The organism is Paraconexibacter sp. AEG42_29, assembly GCF_040581415.1.
Lineage (GTDB): Bacteria > Actinomycetota > Thermoleophilia > Solirubrobacterales > Solirubrobacteraceae > Paraconexibacter.
The window spans coordinates 2,376,596-2,394,391 of record NZ_CP114014.1; the positions used below are offsets into that span (position 1 = coordinate 2,376,596).

General features: G+C 72.4%; 16 protein-coding genes. 12 read left to right on the plus strand and 4 right to left on the minus strand.

Annotation, left to right across the window (positions count from 1 at the left end):
* The first annotated feature begins 267 nt into the window (after nt 1–267).
* On the plus strand, nt 268–840 hold the full coding sequence (locus DSM112329_RS11520) for a hypothetical protein (RefSeq protein WP_354701960.1): 573 nt from the start codon (nt 268–270) through the stop codon (nt 838–840).
* Here DSM112329_RS11520 and DSM112329_RS11525 read toward each other — a convergent pair whose 3' ends face one another.
* Complete coding sequence (locus tag DSM112329_RS11525; protein ID WP_354701961.1) at nt 841–1,923, minus strand: aminotransferase class V-fold PLP-dependent enzyme; 1,083 nt, start codon at nt 1,921–1,923, stop codon at nt 841–843.
* Between the two features lie 36 nt (nt 1,924–1,959).
* A complete protein-coding gene (locus tag DSM112329_RS11530) occupies nt 1,960–2,589 on the minus strand; it encodes a transglycosylase family protein (protein WP_354701962.1) in 630 nt (209 codons plus the stop codon).
* 325 nt (nt 2,590–2,914) lie between these two features.
* Here DSM112329_RS11530 and thrS point away from each other — a divergent pair, with 325 nt between their 5' ends.
* The 11 genes from thrS (at nt 2,915) to DSM112329_RS11585 (ending at nt 15,190) form a co-directional block, all read left to right on the plus strand.
* A complete protein-coding gene (gene thrS / locus DSM112329_RS11535) occupies nt 2,915–4,849 on the plus strand; it encodes a threonine--tRNA ligase (protein ID WP_354701963.1) in 1,935 nt (644 codons plus the stop codon).
* A gap of 148 nt (nt 4,850–4,997) precedes the next feature.
* On the plus strand, nt 4,998–5,918 hold the full coding sequence (infC, locus tag DSM112329_RS11540) for a translation initiation factor IF-3 (RefSeq protein ID WP_354701964.1): 921 nt from the start codon (nt 4,998–5,000) through the stop codon (nt 5,916–5,918).
* 76 nt (nt 5,919–5,994) lie between these two features.
* Nucleotides 5,995–6,198 carry a 50S ribosomal protein L35 gene (gene rpmI, locus DSM112329_RS11545; RefSeq protein ID WP_354701965.1) on the plus strand — a complete coding sequence of 68 codons (204 nt, stop codon included), beginning with the start codon at nt 5,995–5,997 and terminating at the stop codon, nt 6,196–6,198.
* Nucleotides 6,195–6,566: a 50S ribosomal protein L20 gene (gene rplT / locus DSM112329_RS11550; RefSeq protein WP_354701966.1), complete on the plus strand. Its 372-nt coding sequence runs from the start codon at nt 6,195–6,197 to the stop codon at nt 6,564–6,566. Before rpmI ends, rplT begins: the two co-directional genes overlap by 4 nt.
* A gap of 118 nt (nt 6,567–6,684) precedes the next feature.
* Entirely contained in the window at nt 6,685–7,380 is a 696-nt protein-coding gene (locus DSM112329_RS11555) for an RNA methyltransferase (protein WP_354701967.1), read from the plus strand.
* A 1-nt stretch (nt 7,381) separates the two neighbouring features.
* A complete protein-coding gene (gene pheS / locus DSM112329_RS11560; protein WP_354701968.1) occupies nt 7,382–8,488 on the plus strand; it encodes a phenylalanine--tRNA ligase subunit alpha in 1,107 nt (368 codons plus the stop codon).
* Nucleotides 8,489–8,502: 14 nt separating this feature from the next.
* Nucleotides 8,503–10,926, plus strand: a complete 2,424-nt coding sequence (gene pheT, locus DSM112329_RS11565; protein WP_354701969.1) for a phenylalanine--tRNA ligase subunit beta — start codon at nt 8,503–8,505, stop codon at nt 10,924–10,926.
* The gene (argC, locus tag DSM112329_RS11570; protein ID WP_354701970.1) at nt 10,910–11,920 is read left to right on the plus strand and encodes an N-acetyl-gamma-glutamyl-phosphate reductase; all 1,011 of its coding nucleotides are present in this window, start codon (nt 10,910–10,912) and stop codon (nt 11,918–11,920) included. Before pheT ends, argC begins: the two co-directional genes overlap by 17 nt.
* Nucleotides 11,917–13,167 (plus strand): bifunctional glutamate N-acetyltransferase/amino-acid acetyltransferase ArgJ, encoded by a 1,251-nt coding sequence (gene argJ / locus DSM112329_RS11575; RefSeq protein WP_354701971.1) that lies wholly within the window; start codon nt 11,917–11,919, stop codon nt 13,165–13,167. Before argC ends, argJ begins: the two co-directional genes overlap by 4 nt.
* Nucleotides 13,164–14,036: an acetylglutamate kinase gene (gene argB, locus DSM112329_RS11580; RefSeq protein ID WP_354701972.1), complete on the plus strand. Its 873-nt coding sequence runs from the start codon at nt 13,164–13,166 to the stop codon at nt 14,034–14,036. The genes argJ and argB overlap by 4 nt, the downstream gene beginning before the upstream one ends.
* 5 nt (nt 14,037–14,041) lie before the next feature.
* Nucleotides 14,042–15,190 (plus strand): acetylornithine transaminase, encoded by a 1,149-nt coding sequence (locus DSM112329_RS11585; RefSeq protein WP_354701973.1) that lies wholly within the window; start codon nt 14,042–14,044, stop codon nt 15,188–15,190.
* Nucleotides 15,191–15,293: 103 nt separating this feature from the next.
* On the opposite strand, the gene DSM112329_RS11590 is transcribed toward DSM112329_RS11585, so the two are convergent.
* Entirely contained in the window at nt 15,294–16,019 is a 726-nt protein-coding gene (locus DSM112329_RS11590) for a hypothetical protein (protein ID WP_354701974.1), read from the minus strand.
* A gap of 122 nt (nt 16,020–16,141) precedes the next feature.
* On the minus strand, nt 16,142–17,728 hold the full coding sequence (locus DSM112329_RS11595) for a hypothetical protein (RefSeq protein WP_354701975.1): 1,587 nt from the start codon (nt 17,726–17,728) through the stop codon (nt 16,142–16,144).
* Between the last annotated feature and the right edge of the window lie 68 nt (nt 17,729–17,796).

Sequence of the window (17,796 nt, forward strand, 5' to 3'; positions counted from 1 at the left end):
CAGGAAAAGCCCCGCAAAAGCGGGGCTTTTTCGTTCCCGGAACGGACACCGCGATCTGACGATCAAGGGAAACGGCGCCCGGACAGTCAACCGGGCGCCGCCTCCAAATCGGCACATCCGTCACGGGCGGCAGGAGGTGTCTCACGTCTCCTGCGCCTCACTCCCACCAACGGCACGCGGGACGCGATGCCGCAGCCGATCGGCGGGCTCTGGACAGATGCCCGAGGGAGTCCCGCCCAGCAGGGTCCGGCGGCATAGGCTTGCGCGATGCTCTCGCTCCCGCTGCGCCCCGCCCTGACCGTCGCCGCCCTGGTCGCGGCCGGCGCGGGCGCAGGAGCGCTGGGCCTCGCGGCCGCGCCGGCCGGCGGTGCCCAGGCGCGGGCGGCGGGCTCGGCGCCCACGGTCCTGCGCCTCGACGGCATCGGGCCCCTGAAGCTCGGCATGAGCCGGGCGGCCGCGGTCAAGACGGGTTGGCTCTCCGGCCGGGGGACCGGGTGCCCGCTCGGCGGCACGCCGCTGCCGGTGACCTACGCGCTGGATGGCAAGGGCGCCCCGGCGCCGATCAGCGGCACTGCGCAGTTCGACGGCGGGAAGCTCACGATCCTCACGTTCTCCAAGGGCGTGCGCACGGGCAACGGCACCGCGCCGGGCAGGACGACGACCACCCAGATGGCCGCGCGCTACCGCACGGCCGGCTTCAAGGTCAGGGCCGAGCGGTCGGAGCTGTTCGGCGGCACCTTCGTCCAGGCCAGCCGGGGGGACGTCCCCGTGATCGGCGGGTTCGCCCGGGGCAAGGTCGTCCAGGAGCTCGCGTTGCCGTCGGTCCCCGTCTGCGAGTAGCTACACGAGCTCCAGGAGCCGCCCGAGGTCGGACGCGTCGTTCCAGGCGCCGACCGACGCCCGCACGTACGGCGTGCCCGGCAGCGGCCGCACCACGACGCCGGCCGCCGCGGCGCGCGCGACGAACGCGGCGGGATCGGGCGCGACCCAGCTCACGAGCGTCGTCGCGTCACGGGGCGCGACCTCGCAGCCCGCCGCCGTCAGCCCCGCGACCAGCTCCGCGGTCAGCTCCTGCGCCCGCTCGAACACGGCGTCCCAGCCGAACGCGTCGAGGACGTCTGCGGCGGCCGCTGCCGCCGCAGCCACTTCGAAGGAGATCGCCGGCGCGTCGAAGGCACGCGCGTCCGGCCACGTGTCGGCGTCCAGGCCGTCGTTCGGGACGGCGAGGTTCGTGTAGCCCGGCGTGAGGCCGACCAGGCGCTCGTGCCACGCGGGGTCCACCCAGAGCATGCCCGTGCCGACCGGCCCGCACATCCACTTCTGGCCGGCGGCGGCATAGGCGAAGCAGCCGAGCGACGCGACGTCAAATCGCAGGGCACCGGTGCCCTGCGCCCCGTCGAGCAGGACGGGGACCTCACGGCCGACCTCGGCCAGGGCGGCCGGCGCCAGCGCACCCGTCGTCCAGTTCACGTGCGAGCACGCGACGAGCTTGGTCGTTCCCGGGTCGACGGCCTCGGCGATCCCGGCGAGCGGGGCCGTCCGGACGACCACGCCGAGGTGGCGCCGGGCGGCCGCGAGCGGACCGAGCAGGCCGGGGTGCTCGTCCGGCGCGGTCAGGACCTCGTCGCCGGGCTGCAGCCGTAGGGCCGCGATCATGGCTGCCAGGCCCTCGGAGGTGCAGGTGGTCACGGCGACGTCCGCCGCGGCCGCGCCCATCGGTGCGGCGTACGCGGCGCGCAGCCGGTCCACCGCCGTCACCGTCGCCAGGAAGTAGTCCAGGACGCGGCCCTCCTCGGCGGCCTGCAGGGCGACGTCCGCGGCGCCGCGGAGCGCCGCGCCCGGCAGCGGACCGCACGACCCGGCGTTCAGGTAGGCCGTCTGCTCGAAGACCGGGAACTGCTGGCGGAACGCGGCGGGGTCCATGGCGGCCAGCGTAGTGCCGCCCGCAGACCGGCGGGACTACCGGCCGCAGACGGGCCACTGGCCCGCGCCGGCCTGCGCGTAGAGCATCGCCGCGCGCCGGTCCTGCTCGGCTTCGGGCGCCGCGGCGGGGTCGCCCTGGCCGCCGACAGTGGCCCACGTGGCGTAGCTGAACTGGTACTTCCCGCGGTAGGTCCCGCCACCACCGATCGCGGCCGGGTCCCCGCCGGATTCGCACGCCGCGATCGCCGCGAGGTGGGCGGGGATCGGGACGTCGGGGGCGCCGCCGGTGCTGCGCCACTCGCGCACCTGCCGGCGCAGCCGCCGCTGCTTGGTCTTCAGGTGGGCGACCGAACGACGCTCGAGCTTCGCGCGGTAGCCGCGCGGGAGCTCGTCGCCGCGGACGCGCGCGGCGTTGCGCGCGGTCCGGAAGGTGCTGAGGACGGCGCGGTCGTGGCGGAGGGCACGGCGGTGCTCGGCGAGGTGCAGGTCGACGACGGCGGCGGTGCTGATGGGGGCGGCGAGCGCGGCAGGGGACAGCAGCGCCGGCGCCTGGCCCGCTTCGGCGGGTCCGGCGGCGGTGAGCGCGACGCCGGCAGGGGTGGCGACGGCGGCGGTAAGGCCGGCGAGCGCGACGACACGCCGCGCACGGGGAGCGAGGATGGTCATGTGAGGTCCTTCCTTGTGACCCCGGACGCCCGGGCGCACCCAGGAGGGCGCGGAGGGGAGTCGGGTGGGGCCGGTCGGGTGAGCCGGGACGGATCCGTCCGGAGTGCTCGCGGACCCGAACCCGTGCGGGCAGGACGCGGCACCCAGGCAGACGGCGCGCAGCAGGCGCGGACCGTCCCGGGGCCGGAGAAGCTAGCAGAGGTCGACGAACATCAGTTCGTATGTGTGACGCTCCTCACGCAAGAACGGCTGCAAACCGCGATGAGTGCCCGGCTGGTAAATCGCCGACGGCCGTCCTCAGACGCACTGTCGTAGCATCGGAGTCATGACGGTCACCCTTCCCGACGGCACCAAGCTCGACCTTCCCGCGGGCGCCACGGGGCTGGATGCGGCGGCCGCGATCGGGGAGGGCCTCGCGCGCGCCGCGCTCGCGGTGAAGTGGGACGGGGAGGTCCGCGACCTGAGCGCCCCGCTGCCCGACGGCGTCGCCCTGGAGATCATCACGCAGCGGTCCGGTCAGGACGCGCTGGACCTCGTCCGGCACGACACCGCGCACGTGTTGGCGGCGGCGATGCTCGAGCTCTACCCGGGGGTCAAGATCTCGATCGGGCCGTCGATCGACGATGGCTTCTACTACGACTTCGACTTCCCCGAGGGCGTGACGTTCACCGACGCCGACTTCCCGGCCGTCGAGAAGCAGATGAAACAGCACGTCAAGGCCGCAGAGGCCTTCACGCGCGAGGACGTCAGCACCGCCGCCGCACTGGAGCGCTTCAAGGCCGAGGACCAGCCCTACAAGGTCGAGCTGATCGAGGACCTGATCACCAACACCGGGGTCGAGACCGTCTCGCTCTACACGAACGGCCCGTTCACCGACCTCTGTCGCGGTCCGCACGCCCCGACGACGAAGCGCATCGGCGCCTTCAAGCTGCAGTCGGTGGCCGGCGCGTACTGGCGCGGGGACTCGAGCCGTCAGCAGCTCACCCGCGTCTACGGCACCGCGTTCTTCGACAAGAAGGAGCTTGCCGCCCACCTCGAGCTGCTCGAGGAGGCCAAGAAGCGCGACCACCGCAAGCTCGGCAAGGAGCTCGGGCTCTACCACTTCACCGAGGCCGCGCCCGGGTCGGCGTTCTGGACCCCGGCCGGCACGCGCGTCTTCAACCAGCTCGTCGCGCTCTCGCGCGAGATGGGGGATGTCCGCGGCTACACCGAGGTCAAGACGCCGCAGCTGTTCGACTCGAGCCTCTGGAAGACGTCGGGCCACTGGGACAAGTACCGCGACGACATGTTCCTGACCGAGACCGGCGACGAGCGCCAGATGGGCTTCAAGCCCATGAACTGCCCGGGCCACTTCGAGCTCTTCCGGCAGACCCGCTGGAGCTACCGCGACCTGCCCGTCCGCTTCAGCGAGCCGGGGTTGCTGCACCGCAACGAGCTCTCGGGCGCGCTGCACGGCCTGCTCCGAGTCCGCCAGTTCTGCCAGGACGACGCCCACCTGTTCGTCACCGAGGACCAGCTGCTGGACGAGATCACCGCGTGCATCGCCTTCGCGCGCGACACCTACGCGCTGTTCGGGTTCACCGACGAGGACATCAAGTACGAGCTCTCCACGCGGCCGGAGAACCGCCTGGGAACGGACGAGTTCTGGGACATGGCCGAGGGCGTCCTGGCCGAGGCCCTGACCGCGAACGGCATCGCGTACGAGATCGGCGAGGGCGGCGGCGCGTTCTACGCCCCGAAGATCGACTTCCACTTCACGGATTCGCTGAAGCGCTCCTGGCAGCTGGGCACCGTCCAGCTGGACTACCAGGCGCCGGAGCGGTTCGACCTCACGTACACGGGCGCGGACAACGCCGATCACCGGCCGGTGATCCTGCACCGCGCGCTGATGGGCTCCTACGAGCGGTTCATCGGGATCCTGCTCGAGCACACGGCGGGCGAGCTGCCGTTCTGGCTCACGCCCGTCCAGGCGATCGTCCTGCCGATCTCCGACCGCCACGCCGAGGCGGCCGACACTGCGGCGTCGACGCTTCGCGCCGCGGGCGTCCGCATCGAGGTCGACGTCCGCACCGAGTCGGTCGGCCGCAAGATCCGCGACGCCGAGCTGCGCAAGATCCCCTACATGCTGGTGGTGGGCGACCGCGAGGCCGAGGACGGCACCGTCAGCGTCCGCCGGCACCGCGAGGGGGACGAGGGATCCGAGGCGGTGGCGGCGCTCGCCGAGCGCCTCAGCGCGGACAGCGCGGACCGCCGCTACTGACCTGCGGCGTGAGCCGCACCTGAGCGGTTCCTCATACGCCTGTCCGCGCGTGGTTATACTTCTGCGGGTTGACTGCTAATAACCGCCGCGGCGCGCCGTCCACGCGCCCTCACAGCTAGTGCCGGTCCCTCGTAGGTTCGACCGGCGGATGCCGGAGCGCGATAACACGCGCATCAACGAACGCATTCGCGTCCCTGAGGTCCGTCTCATCGATGAGACGGGGACCCAGGTCGGCGTCATGCGCACCGACGAAGCCCTCCGGTACGCCCAGGGGAAGGACCTCGACCTCGTCGAGGTCGCCCCCGAGGCCAAGCCCCCGGTCTGCCGGGTCCTGGACTACTCCAAGTACAAGTACGAGCAGGCCCAGAAGGTCAAGGCCGCCAAGAAGCACCAGCAGCAGATCACGATCCGTGAGATCAAGTTCCGCCCGAAGATCGCGGAGCACGACTACGCGACCAAGAAGGGCCATGTGGAGCGCTTCCTGCGCCACAAGGACAAGGTCAAGATCACGATCATGTTCCGCGGGCGCGAGGTCACGCACCCCGAGCGCGGGGTGATGATCCTCGACCGCCTGGCGGAGGATCTCGCCGCGCTGTGCCAGATCGAGCAGCGTCCGATCCAGGACGGTCGCAACATGACCATGCTGCTCGGGCCGTCGAAGGCCGTGCTCGCCGGAACCCTGGAGGAGGAGGCCGCTGCGGCCGCCGCCGCTCAGGCGTCCCTGGAGGCTGCCGAGGCCGAGGACGCCGCGATCGCGGCAGCCGAGGCCGAAGAGCGTGGTGCGGCTGCGAAGGCTGCCGCCGCTGCTGCCGCGGACGACGAAGCGGCCGCTGCCGCACCCGCCGAGGAGGCAGAGGCCGAGGCACCTGCCGCCGAGGTCGAGGCCCCCGCCGCCGAGCACGAGACCCCGGCCGCCGAGGTCGCCGACGTTCCTGCCGAGGCAGAGGCCCCGGCCGCCAAGCCGGCCGCTGCCGCAGCACCGAAGGCGAAGGCCAAGACGACCAAGGCGAAGGAGCCGAAGGCCGCCAAGGCCGACAAGGCTGCCGCCGAGGACACCGCCGAGGCCTGACCTCGCCTGGTGCCGTTCGTCCGGTGCGGGGTGACCGCGCCGGACGGCCTGCGTCTGCCATACTTCCGCGTCCGCTATGCCGAAGATGAAGACCCACTCGGGCGCCAAGAAGCGCTTCAAGCTGACCGCCAAAGGCAAGGTCAAGGCGCGCCACGCCGGGATGTCGCACATCCTGGAGAAGAAGTCGCCCAAGCTCAAGCGCGCGAAGGGCAATGACCTTGTCCTCTGCGCCTCGGACGCCAAGACCGTCAAGAAGCTCCTGGGAGCGAAGACCAAGTGACCCGCGTCAAGCGCTCAGTCCACGCCAAGAAGAAGCGCCGCGCGACCCTCGAGCGCGCCAAGGGCTTCCGCGGACAGGCGAACTCCAACTACAAGCGCGCCAAGGAAGCAGTGATGAAGGCGGACGCGTACGCGTACCGCGATCGTCGCAACCGCAAGCGCGACTTCCGGCGTCTGTGGATCACCCGCATCAACGCCGCCGCGCGGCTGAACGGGATGACCTACGCCACGTTCATGCACGGCCTCAAGCTGGCCGAGATCGAGCTCGACCGCAAGGTGCTCGCGGACATCGCCGTCCGTGACCCCGAGACGTTCTCGCGATTTGTCGACGCCGCCCGCGAGGCGTCGTCGGCCCCGGTTGCTGCGTAGTCAGCTCGACCACCACCGACAGACAGCTTTCACGGGCGTCGCTCCTGGCAACAGGACGGCGCCCTTTCTTTTGCCCTGACCCGCCCGCCCGTCCGTTCGACCACAGACCGCACCGACCGTGATCACCAGCCCCCAGAACGCGAAGCTCAAGGAGGTCCGCCGGCTCGCCCGGCCGAGCGGGCGCAGCGCGTCCTCGCGGTTCGTCGCCGAGGGCGAGGACCTCGTCGTGGCCGCCGAGGCCGCCGGCTGGACCCCGCTCGAGCAGTTCGTCACGCCGGACTCGGACCTGCCGGGCGTGCTGGTGGAGCCCGAGCTCCTGAACCGGGTCAGCGCACTCGGGTCGGGGTCCCGGGTCATCGCCGTCTACGAGCAGCGCTGGGCGCCGGCACCTGCCGGCCCGGTCTGCGTCGCGCTGTGGGGCGTGGGCGACCCCGGCAACGTCGGGACCGTCCTGCGCAGCGCGCTCGCCTTCGGGGCGCAGTCGGTCGCGCTGGGACCGGGCTGCGCGGACCCGTTCTCCCCGAAGGCCGTGCGGGCCTCGATGGGCGCGGTGTTCGCGGTGCCGCTCGCGCGGGTGAGCGCGATCGACGAGCTGCCCGCCCCGGCGATCGCGCTCGCGGCACGGACCGGCGACCCGATCCGCGGCCCTCAGGCAGGGACGCTGGTCATCGGGGCCGAGCGCGCCGGCCTGCCGGACGACGTCCTGGCGGCGTGCGCGCAGACCGCGCACATCCCGATCAGCGGGAGCGCCGAATCCTTGAACGCCGCGATGGCGGCGACCGTGGGGCTGTACGAGATGACGAGGAACACCTGACATGAGCCAGACGCTCGACCGGATCACCGAACTGGCCGACGACGCCACCGTCGCGATCGACGCCGCCACCACCACCGCCGCGCTCGAGGAGCTGCGCGTCGGCTTCCTGGGTCGCAAGGCCGAGCTGCCGAACCTGCTCCGCGGCGTCTCGCAGCTGCCGCCGGAGGAGCGAGGCGCCGTCGGCAAGGCGGCCAACCAGGCGCGCCAGCGCCTAGAGGCCCTGATCGAGGAGCGCGGCGCCGCCCTCGCCGGCGCCGAGCTCGACGCCCGGCTGATCGCGGATGCGGTCGACGTCACGCTGCCCGGGACGCCGCCCCAGCCGGTCGGCCGCCTGCACATCCTCACCGCCACCCGGCGGGAGATCGAGGACGTCTTCTGCGGCCTCGGCTTCACGGTGGTGACCGGTCCCGAGGTCGAGCTCGTCCACTACAACTTCGACGCGCTGAACCACGACGCGGCCCACCCGGCCCGGGGTCGCAGCGACACCTTCTACGTCCGCCGGCCGCAGTCGGTGCTGGACGCCGTCGGCCCCGACCCGTCGCAGGAGGTCGTGCTGCGCACTCACACCTCTCCGATGCAGCCCCGTGCGATGGCCGCGCAGGCGCCGCCGATCGCGATCATCGTCCCCGGGCGCGTCTACCGCCGCGACAGCGACGCGACGCACACGCCGCAGTTCCACCAGATCGAGGGCCTCGCGGTCGACCGCGACATCACGCTCGCCGACCTCAAGGGGACGCTGCTGGCGTTCGCCCGGGCGATCTTCGGCGACGAGCGCGACGTGCGCCTGCGCCCGCACTTCTTCCCGTTCACCGAGCCCTCCGTCGAGGTCGACGTCTCGTGCTTCCAGTGCGGCGGCACCGGCGCGCTCCCGCGGACCGGCGCCCGCTGCAACCTCTGCAAGGGCACGGGCTGGCTCGAGATCCTGGGCTCCGGCATGGTCGACCCGAACGTCCTGGGGATGGTCCCGACGGGCGAGTACGACCCGGAGGACTGGCAGGGCTTCGCGTTCGGCATGGGCGTCGAGCGGATCGCGATGCTCAAGCACGCCGTCCCCGACCTGCGGCTCTTCTACGACAACGACCTGCGCTTCCTGGCGCAGTTCGGCTGAAAGGGGCTCGCGAGATGAGACTCCCCCTGAACTGGCTCCACGACTTCACGACGCCCGACCTCGAGCCGCGCGCGCTCGCGACGCTGCTCGCGATGACCGGCACCGAGGTCGACCGCATCGACCACCACGGCGTCGACGCGCTCGAGTTCTTCGTCGTCGGCAAGGTCATCAGCGCCGAGCAACACCCGGACGCCGATCGCCTGCGGGTCTGCATGGTGGACGTCGGCACCGGGGGCGAGCCGTCCCAGATCGTCTGCGGTGCGCCGAACGTCGCGGCGGGGCAGACCGTCGCCGTGTCGCTGCCGGGCGCGATCATGACCGACGGCAGCAAGCTGAAGGCGAGCAAGCTGCGCGGGCAGCCGTCCAACGGGATGATCCTCGCCGACGCCGAGGTCGGCCTCGCGGAGGAGCGCGCCGGCGGCATCATGGTGCTCGACGACGCGCTCGCCGCCGGGACGCCGCTGGCCGACGTCCTGCCGATCAGCGACACGGTCCTCGAGCTCGAGGTCACGCCCAACCGCCCCGACTGCCTGGGCGTCTACGGGGTCGCGCGGGAGGTCCATGCGGCCGCGGGCTCCGACCTGGCCGCCGCGCCCTGGACGGACGACCCGCACCCGGCGGGCGACAGCATCCCCGGCATCACCATCACCGTTGAGGTCCCCGAGCTCAACCCGCGCTTCACCGCGCGGGCGTTCGAGAACGTGAAGATCGGGCCGTCGCCGGACTGGCTGCGGGTCCGCCTGCTCGCCGCCGGCCAGCGGCCCATCAACAACGTCGTCGACATCACGAACTACACGATGTGGCTGACCGGCCAGCCGCTGCACGCGTTCGACCTGGACCGCGTCGCGGGCGGGACGCTGAACGTCCGGGCCGCGCGGGACGGGGAGACGCTCACCACCCTGGACGACGCCGTGCGCACGCTGGATCCCGACGTCGTCGTCATCGAGGACGGCGAGGGCCCGACGTCGATGGCCGGCGTCATGGGCGGCCAGCGCTCCGAGGTGCACGAGGGCACGACCCGTGTCCTGATGGAGGTCGCCACCTGGGACGGCCCGAACATCAACCGCACGATGGCGAAGTTCAACCTGCGATCCGAGGCCGGCGCGCGCTACGAGAAGGGGCTTGCCCCAGAGCAGACGCTCGAGGCCCAGGCGATCGCCTCCCGGCTGATGATCGACGTGGTCGGCGCCACCCCTGTCGGCGGGACGATCGACGTCGGCGGCCCCGGTCCGGAGCTGCAGACGATCCGGCTGCGGGACGCCCGCGTCGTGTCGCTGCTCGGCGCCCCGGTCGAGCGGACCACGAGCGCCCGGATCCTGACCGCGCTCGGCTTCGGCGTGAGCGAGGCCGCCGACGGCCTCGACGTCACCGTCCCCGCTTTTCGTCGCCGCGACGTCACCCGCGAGGCCGACCTCATCGAGGAGGTCGCTCGGCTGAACGGGTTCGACACGCTGCCGTCGACCGTGCCGGAGAACCGCACCGGCCTGCCCGGCCGCCTGACGGCGGCACAGCGGCTGCAGCGGCGTGCCGAGGACGTCCTCGTCGGCCGCGGGCTGCACGAGGTCGTCGGCTGGTCGTTCACCGAGCCCGCGCTGCTGGACAGGCTGCGCGTGCCGGCCGACCATCGCCTGAGGCAGGTCGTCGAGCTCGAGAACCCGATGAGCGCGGCCCAGTCCATCCTGCGCCCGACGATCGTCGGCTCGCTCCTGGACGTCGCGTCGCACAACGCAGCGCGGGGGATGGGGGACGTCGCGATCTTCGAGTCGGGGACCGTCTACCTGAAGGACGCCGATCCGGCGCAGCCGCTCGCGGACGAGCACCACGCGCTGGCGGCGCTGGTGACCGGGCCGACGACGCTCACCTCGTGGCGGGGCGGCGCGTCGCAGGGCGCGGACGTCTTCGTCGCCAAGGGCCTGCTGGAGGCGGTGGCCGCGGCTCTGCGCGTGACGCTCACGTTCGCCCCATCCGCCGACTGGCCGTTCCTGCACCCCGGGCGGACCGCGGAGGTCCTGCTCGACGGGACGCGCGTCGGCTTCGCCGGCGAGGTCCACCCGGCGGTCGCCGCGCAGTGGGACCTGGAGGCGCGGCCGGTGGGGATCTTCGCGGTCAACCTGCAGAAGCTCATCGCCGCGGCGCCGGACACGATCGCCTACCAGGACCTCACCAGCTACCCGGCCGTCCGCCAGGACCTGGCGGTCGTCGTCCCCGACACTGTGCCCGCCGCCGATGTCGTCGCGCTGGTCGGGCAGGTCGCCGACGAGGTGCGGATCTTCGACGTCTACACCGGCGAGCAGGTCGGCGCCGGCAAGACCTCGATCGCGCTGCGCGTGTCGTTCCGCGCGAAGGACCGCACCCTGGGCGAGGAGGACATCACGCGCCTGCGGAGCAAGCTCGTAAAGCGTCTGGACAAGGAGCTGGGCGGTGAGCTCCGTGGCTGAGCCCAAGACCTCGCGGGTCCTCGTCGCCGGCGCCTCCGGGTACGCCGGCGCGCTGGCGGCCGTCCTGATCGACAAGCACCCGCACCTCGAGCTGAGCGGCGTCACCTCGCGGTCGTACACCGGCCAGCGGCTGGACGAGCTCTTCCCGCACCATCGCGTCGCGATGGAGCTCGAGGAGCTGGACCTGGACCGCCACACCGACGGCGTCGACGCGGCGATCGTCGCCTACCCCCACGGCGCGGCGGCGCAGACCGTCGCGGCGCTGCGGGAGCGGGGACTGAAAGTCATCGACCTCAGCGCCGACTTCCGGCTGCGCGACCAGGCGGTGTACGAGGAGTGGTACGTCCCGCACACCGCGCCCGAGCTGCTGGACGGCGCCGTCTACGGACTGCCCGAGCGGTACCGGGACGAGCTGCGCGGGGCGGACCTCGTCGCGAACCCGGGCTGCTTCCCGACCGCCGCGATCCTCGCGCTGGCGCCCCTGGCCGGGCACCTGAGCGACGCTGTCATCGACGCCAAGACGGGCGTCTCCGGCGCCGGTCGCGCGGCCACCGACAAGACCCACTTCGTGTCCGTCACCGAGAACGTCACGCCCTACGGGGTCGGGCGACACCGGCACATGCCGGAGATCGACCAGGAGCTCGCCGCCGCCGGCGCGACCGGGTTCGTGTCCGCGTTCACCCCGCACCTGCTGCCGCTGGACCAGGGCGAGCTGCTGTCCTGCTACGCGACGCTGCGCGAGCCGGTCGACGTCCACGGCCTGTTCGAGGCGGCCTACGCGGACGAGCCGTTCGTCGAGCTCGTCGACCGCGCCCCCGGTGTGCGCGATGTGCGCGGGACGAACCTCTGCCGGCTGTTCGTGCACGTCGACGCGCGCACGCAGAAGGTCTTCGTCTTCGCCGCGATCGACAACCTCTGGAAGGGCACGTCGTCGCAGGCGATCCAGAACCTGAACCTGATGCTGGGCTACGAGGAGACGACGGGCATCCTATGAGCGACGCGGAGCCGTTCTTCACCAGCCGCTGGGTCGACGTCCCCGAGTGGGTGACCGAGGAGCCGCCGGGCGCGCTGCCGGCCGGGTTCCGCGCGGCCGGGGTCGCGTGCGGGCTGAAGGAGAGCGGCAAGCTCGACCTCGGGCTGATGGTCGCCGACGGGGACGCGCTCACCAGCGCGATCCGGTTCACGTCGTCGGCGGTCGTCGCCGCGCCGGTCGTCGTCACGCGCGACCGCGCGAAGGCGGACGCGATCCGCGTGGTGGCCGTCAACTCCGGCAACGCCAACGCGGCGACCGGGGGACGGGGGATGGACGAGGCCGCGCGCATGCAGGGCGCGGCCGCCATGACCACCGGGTCGCGGGAGGATGCGGTCGCGGTCTGCTCGACCGGGGTCATCGGCGTGCAGCTCGACGGCAGCAAGGTCGTGCGCGGGATGCTCGAGGCCGGCAAGGCGCTGAGCCCCGGCGGCGAGGAGTCGTTCGCCCGCGCGATCATGACCACCGACGCGTTCGACAAGCGCGCATCGCTCGTGGTGCAGCTGAGCGGCGGGCCGGTCCGGGTCACCGCACAGGCCAAGGGCGCGGGCATGATCCAGCCGCGGTTCGCGACGATGCTCTGCTTCGTCCAGACCGACGCCCTGCTCGAGGCCGCGACCGCCGACCTGCTCCTGGGCGTGTGCGTGAAACGCTCGTTCGACCGCATCAGTGTCGACGGGCAGCTGTCCACCAACGACACTGTGGTCCTGCAGGCCTCGGGCGCGTCCGGGGTCGCGATCGATCCCGAGAGCGACGACGAGCTGCGCTTCGGCCAGGCGCTCGACGCGTTGCTGCGACAGCTGGGGCTGCACATCGTCCGGGACGGCGAGGGCTCCAAGCGGGTCGGCCGCGTGACGGTCCGCGGCGGCAACCACGGCGGCGGCGAGGTCGTCGCCCGCGCCGTCGCCAACTCGCCGCTCGTCAAGGCTGCGCTGCACGGCGGCGACCCCAACTGGGGCCGCATCGCCCAGGCCATCGGCGGCGCGCTCTACGGCAGTGGGTCGATCGCGTTCGACATCGCGATCGAGGGCGTGCAGGTCGCGGTGGCCGGCGCGGTGATGCCGCACGACGAGGCGGCCCTGGCGCGGCTGGTCGACCGCGACGAGGTCGAGTACGTCATCGGCCTGCCCGGCGACGGCCACGAGACGGAGGTCTTCTTCTCCGACCTCTCCCATGAATACGTGACGATCAACGCGGACTACACAACATGAAGACCCCAGGCATTAGGCCATCGCGCGACGTCGGCACCCTCCTCGAGGCGCTGCCCTACATCCGCGAGTTCCACGGCCGCACGATCGTCGTGAAGTACGGCGGCGCGGCGATGACCGACCCGGCGCTCCGCGAGGAGTTCGCCCGCGACGTCGTGCTGCTCAAGTACGTCGGGCTCAACGTGATCGTGGTCCACGGCGGCGGACCGGACATCACCAAGTACATGCGCCGGCTGGACATGGACGTCGAGTTCGTCGACGGCCTCCGCGTCAGCGACGCGGACACCGTCGAGATCGCGAAGATGGTCCTGATCGGCAAGGTCAACAAGGACATCGTGCTGCGCATCAACCGCCATGGGCAGGCGGCGGTCGGGCTGAGCGGGGACGACGGCAACCTCTTCCGCGCGGCCAAGCAGCTCTCCTCGGGCGGGGCGGACATCGGCTTCGTCGGGCGCATCGAGAAGGTCGACGTCGACGTGCTGAACCACATCGCGCAGGACTACATCCCGGTCGTCGCCTCGATCGCCGCCGACGCGGACGGCGCCTCCTACAACGTGAACGCCGACGAGGCCGCGACGGCCGTCGCGCGGGCGATGGGCGCGTACAAGGTGATGTTCCTCACCGACGTCGAGGGCTGGATGCGCGACCCTGCGGACCCGGCCTCCGTGATCTCCGAAGCGCACGCCGACGAGGTCGAGGCGGCGCTCGACGGCATCAGCGGCGGCATGCGCCCGAAGCTGCAGGCGTGCATCGACGCCATCCACGGCGGGGTGTCGTTCGCGCACATCGTCGACGGGCGCGTCCCGCACTCGCTGCTCCTGGAGCTCTTCACGGACGCGGGCATCGGCACCAAGATCCGGGCCGCGAGGTAGACGGCATGGCCATCTCCGACGACTTCCTCACCCGCAACTACGCGCGCCAGCCGGTCGAGTTTGTCCGCGGCGACGGTGCGACGCTGTGGGACGCCGACGGCCACGAGTACCTGGACCTGCAGACCGGGCTCGCGGTCAACTCCGTCGGGCACTGCCACCCGGCGGTGGTGGCTGCGATCCGGGAGCAGGCGACGCAGCTGATCCACGTCGGCAACCTCTTCTACACCGATCCCATGGTGCGGCTGGCGGAGCGGCTGGCGTCCGTGTCGGGGCTCGGTGAGGGGACCCGCGTGTTCTTCACCAACAGCGGGACCGAGGCCATCGAGGCCGCGCTCAAGTGCGCGCGCAAGCGCCGTCGCGCGGGCAAGATCATCTCGGTCCACCGCGGCTTCCACGGCCGGACCTACGGCGCCCTGAGCGCCACCCCGCAGGAGTCCAAGCAGGCGCCGTTCGCGCCGCTCGTCCCGGGGTTCGAGGCCGTGGAGCCGACGGTCGACGCGATCACGGCTGCGGTCGACTCAGACACCGCGGCGCTCGTCCTGGAGCCCGTCCAGGGGGAGAGCGGCGTCTACGTCCTGGACGCCGACGTCCTGCGCGCGGCCCGCGCCGCCTGCGACGCCCACGGCGCCGCGCTGATCTTCGACGAGATCCAGTGCGGACTCGGCCGGACCGGCGACCTGTGGGCCTGGCAGGACAGCGGCGTCGTCCCGGACGCGGTCACGGTCGCCAAAGCGCTCTCCGGCGGGCTCCCCATCGGGGCGCTGATCGCCGGGCCGGCGATGGCCGACGTCTTCGAGCCCGGTGACCACGGCTCGACCTTCGCCGGTGGGCCGGTGCAGTGCGCGGCGGGCCTGGCGGTGCTGGACGTCGTCACGGACACCGGACTGCTGGCGCGCGTCCGCACGGCCGGCGAGCGGATGACGGCCCGCCTGGCCGACATCCCTGCCGTCCGCGAGGTCCGCGGCCGGGGGTTCATGCAGGCGATCGAGCTCGACGGCGTCGACGCGATGGCCCTGGTCGGCCGGGGGCTGCAGGAGCAGCGCCTGGTCCTCAACGCGACGTCGCCGTCGACCCTGCGCCTGCTCCCGCCGCTGGTGATCACGGACGCGCAGCTGGACGACGCCCTCACGCGTCTGGAGACCCTGCTGAGCTGACGACGCGCATCGTCGGGGTCGCTCGATGTGCCACGACGTGCGCCGGCGGCGTGTGGTGGCACATCGAACTCCGGGGTGGGGCACACGGGCGGCCGCAGCCTGCTCAGCGGCCCCGGTCGCAGGCCTCCACGTTGTCCGGCAGGACGATGCGGGCCACCGGGTCGCAGTCGTCGATGACCTGGCCGTCCGGCTCGTCGAGGGCCCCGTCGAAGAGGTCGCCCGCGTTCGCGCCGGACGGGCCGCCGTAGCGCCGGATGAACGCGCGACCCCGGCTGATCGCGGGCGCCGCCGCCTCGAACGACGCGCCGGCGGCGAGCAGCTCGTCGGCCTGCTTCGGCTCGGCAGCGGCGCTCCAGCCGGCGTCACGCCACGCGGTGACCGTCGCACAGGGGTCCGGGAACTCCGAGAAGGCGCCGGTCAGCGTCGGGGTCGCGCGCCGCACAGCGCGCACGGCGCTCGCCAGCACCGGGACGCGCATGACGGCCCGGGACGCCGCCATCCGCGTGATCCAGCGGACGACCAGCGGCCCGTCGACCGACCAGCGCGCCCCGGCCACCGAGCTGAAGTAGATCTCGCCGAGGACCCTGATGCGGGCCTTCGGCGCGCTCTGCCACACGTCAAGACACGTGCCGGCGGCAGCCCGCCGTGCCCGTGCCGCAGCGCGGGCCCGTGGATCGGCCGCGCTGCGCTCACGCGCGAAGCCGAACGTGATCCGGGTCGCGGCCTGCGCCGCGGCCCGTCGCTCGGGCACCGTCGAAGCCGCCGCGCCGGACGGCATCACCCCGCCGGCGACGCAGGCGATCAGGGCAAAGAGCAGCGTGGGGCGCATCGGTCGATCATCCCGGCCGCCTGCGCCCGCCGCCAGCCCGGAACGAGCCGGGGCGGCCAGATGGCCGCCCCGGGGTACTGCGTCGAACTCGATCGTGCGGGGTGCCGTACCCCGCGACCGGATCAGGCCTTCTTGCGCCCGATCAGACGGCCCTTGGCGGTGACGACCTGGCGGTTGCCCTGGGCGTCGGTCACCTGCACCGTGTAGTTGACCGCGACGCTCTTGAGGCGCGCCATCAGGTCGAACTTGTCCGGGGACAGGTACGCGAAGGCGAAGCCCTTGCGGCCCTGGACGATCTGGTACTCGAACGTCGCGATCGTCACGCGGCGCTTCGGCCGTGCGGGCGGACGCGTCGCCGGGTTGATCTTGTTGACCGTCTGGATCTTCACGGTGCCGGCGCACGCGCGGCCGGTCTTCGCGCTGCAGAAGATCGGCAGCCGGACCTGGCCCTTGAGGCGGCCGGTCGTCACCAGCGTGACGTTGCCCGGGGTGATCTTGAGCAGACTCTTGTTCGAGCCGTTCTGGATGATCGTCGTCTTGCCGGTCGACGATCCGCTGACGCCGGCCGATCCCTTGGGACCGGTCGCGCCCGTGGCACCGGCGGGGCCGGACGGGCCGGCGGGCCCGGCGGGGCCTGCCGCACCGGCGGGACCCGGGGTCCCGGCCGGGCCGGTCGCACCGGCGGGGCCGGTCGCACCGGCGACGCCGGTCGCACCCGTGGCGCCGGTGGCGCCCGTCGCGCCGGTGGCACCCGTCGGGCCGGTGGCGCCCGCGGCGCCGGTCGCGCCCGTGGCGCCGGTCGTGGTCAGCGTCGTGAACGCGGCATCCGCGGCCGGCACGTCGACGTCGTCCGGACGCGTGACCACGAGGCGGTAGTGGTAGGTCGTCAGCGGAGCGAGGCCGCCGATCGGCTCACCGGCGACTGCGCCGCTCGTGGTGGCCGTGCGCTCCGGGGTGACCGCACCGTAGGCCGTCGTCGGGCCGTACTCGAAGTGGTAGCGCGTCGCCGGCCCACCCGTCGTGACCGAGCCGTTCAGCGTCGCGCCGGACCCCGACACGTTGGTGGCCGCAGCGGTCGTTCCAGTCGGATCCACGCTGCCGTCGTCGACGGACAGCTTGACGTTGTCGAGCTGGACGACGTTGTCGCCGAGCGCGACCTCAAGCACCGGCGAGAACGCTGTGTTGAAACGGAGGTGGTAGACGTGACCTGCGATCAGCGTGCCGGCCGGGACGGTCGCCTGCCGCGCGACGAAGCCCGGGGTTGCGGTCACCGCATCGGTGGCGACGACGCGGGTCGTGCTCGCGGTCTCGTCTACGAGCGTCACCGTTGTCGTGACCGACGGCGGCACGAGCGAGAGCGGCTGTGTCGTGGAGAAGCGGCGGTCATAGTCGAGCGTCGCGACGCCGATCGGCGACTTGTAGCCGGCCACCGTGAACGACGGCGAGCGGTCAGCGACCGCGCCGGTGGTCAGCACCTGGCCGAGCAAGCCGGCGGCCGGCGAGAACTTCTGGAAGAGCGAGCCTGCCGGCTTGCCGTTGACGTCGTCGTGGCCGCTGGACACGCCGCACAGCAGGTCGGGGATCAGCCCGAGGAGCGTCTGGCACGACTTCCCGGCGTCGGTCCAGCCGTCGGTTCCGTCGGTGAAGGTGCTGCCCTTCGCCGTCGGGTAAGTGGTTGCTGCGGACGCCGTCGGTACGACGACGGCCATGGTTGCGAGCCCAAACGCGAGTCCACGCGCGGCCCGGTGTCCCGGAAGATGCATAGCTTCTTTGCCCC

Excerpts from the sequence above, each read along its gene's own strand:
- DSM112329_RS11520 (WP_354701960.1), top strand. The coding sequence starts at position 268 with ATGCTCTCGCTCCCGCTGCGCCCCGCCCTGACCGTCGCCGCCCTGGTC.
- DSM112329_RS11525 (WP_354701961.1), bottom strand. The coding sequence starts at position 1,923 with ATGGACCCCGCCGCGTTCCGCCAGCAGTTCCCGGTCTTCGAGCAGACG.
- DSM112329_RS11530 (WP_354701962.1), bottom strand. The coding sequence starts at position 2,589 with ATGACCATCCTCGCTCCCCGTGCGCGGCGTGTCGTCGCGCTCGCCGGC.
- thrS (WP_354701963.1), top strand. The coding sequence starts at position 2,915 with ATGACGGTCACCCTTCCCGACGGCACCAAGCTCGACCTTCCCGCGGGC.
- infC (WP_354701964.1), top strand. The coding sequence starts at position 4,998 with ATGCCGGAGCGCGATAACACGCGCATCAACGAACGCATTCGCGTCCCT.
- rpmI (WP_354701965.1), top strand. The coding sequence starts at position 5,995 with ATGCCGAAGATGAAGACCCACTCGGGCGCCAAGAAGCGCTTCAAGCTG.
- pheS (WP_354701968.1), top strand. The coding sequence starts at position 7,382 with ATGAGCCAGACGCTCGACCGGATCACCGAACTGGCCGACGACGCCACC.
- pheT (WP_354701969.1), top strand. The coding sequence starts at position 8,503 with ATGAGACTCCCCCTGAACTGGCTCCACGACTTCACGACGCCCGACCTC.
- argJ (WP_354701971.1), top strand. The coding sequence starts at position 11,917 with ATGAGCGACGCGGAGCCGTTCTTCACCAGCCGCTGGGTCGACGTCCCC.
- argB (WP_354701972.1), top strand. The coding sequence starts at position 13,164 with ATGAAGACCCCAGGCATTAGGCCATCGCGCGACGTCGGCACCCTCCTC.
- DSM112329_RS11585 (WP_354701973.1), top strand. The coding sequence starts at position 14,042 with ATGGCCATCTCCGACGACTTCCTCACCCGCAACTACGCGCGCCAGCCG.
- DSM112329_RS11590 (WP_354701974.1), bottom strand. The coding sequence starts at position 16,019 with ATGCGCCCCACGCTGCTCTTTGCCCTGATCGCCTGCGTCGCCGGCGGG.
- DSM112329_RS11595 (WP_354701975.1), bottom strand. The coding sequence starts at position 17,728 with ATGGCCGTCGTCGTACCGACGGCGTCCGCAGCAACCACTTACCCGACG.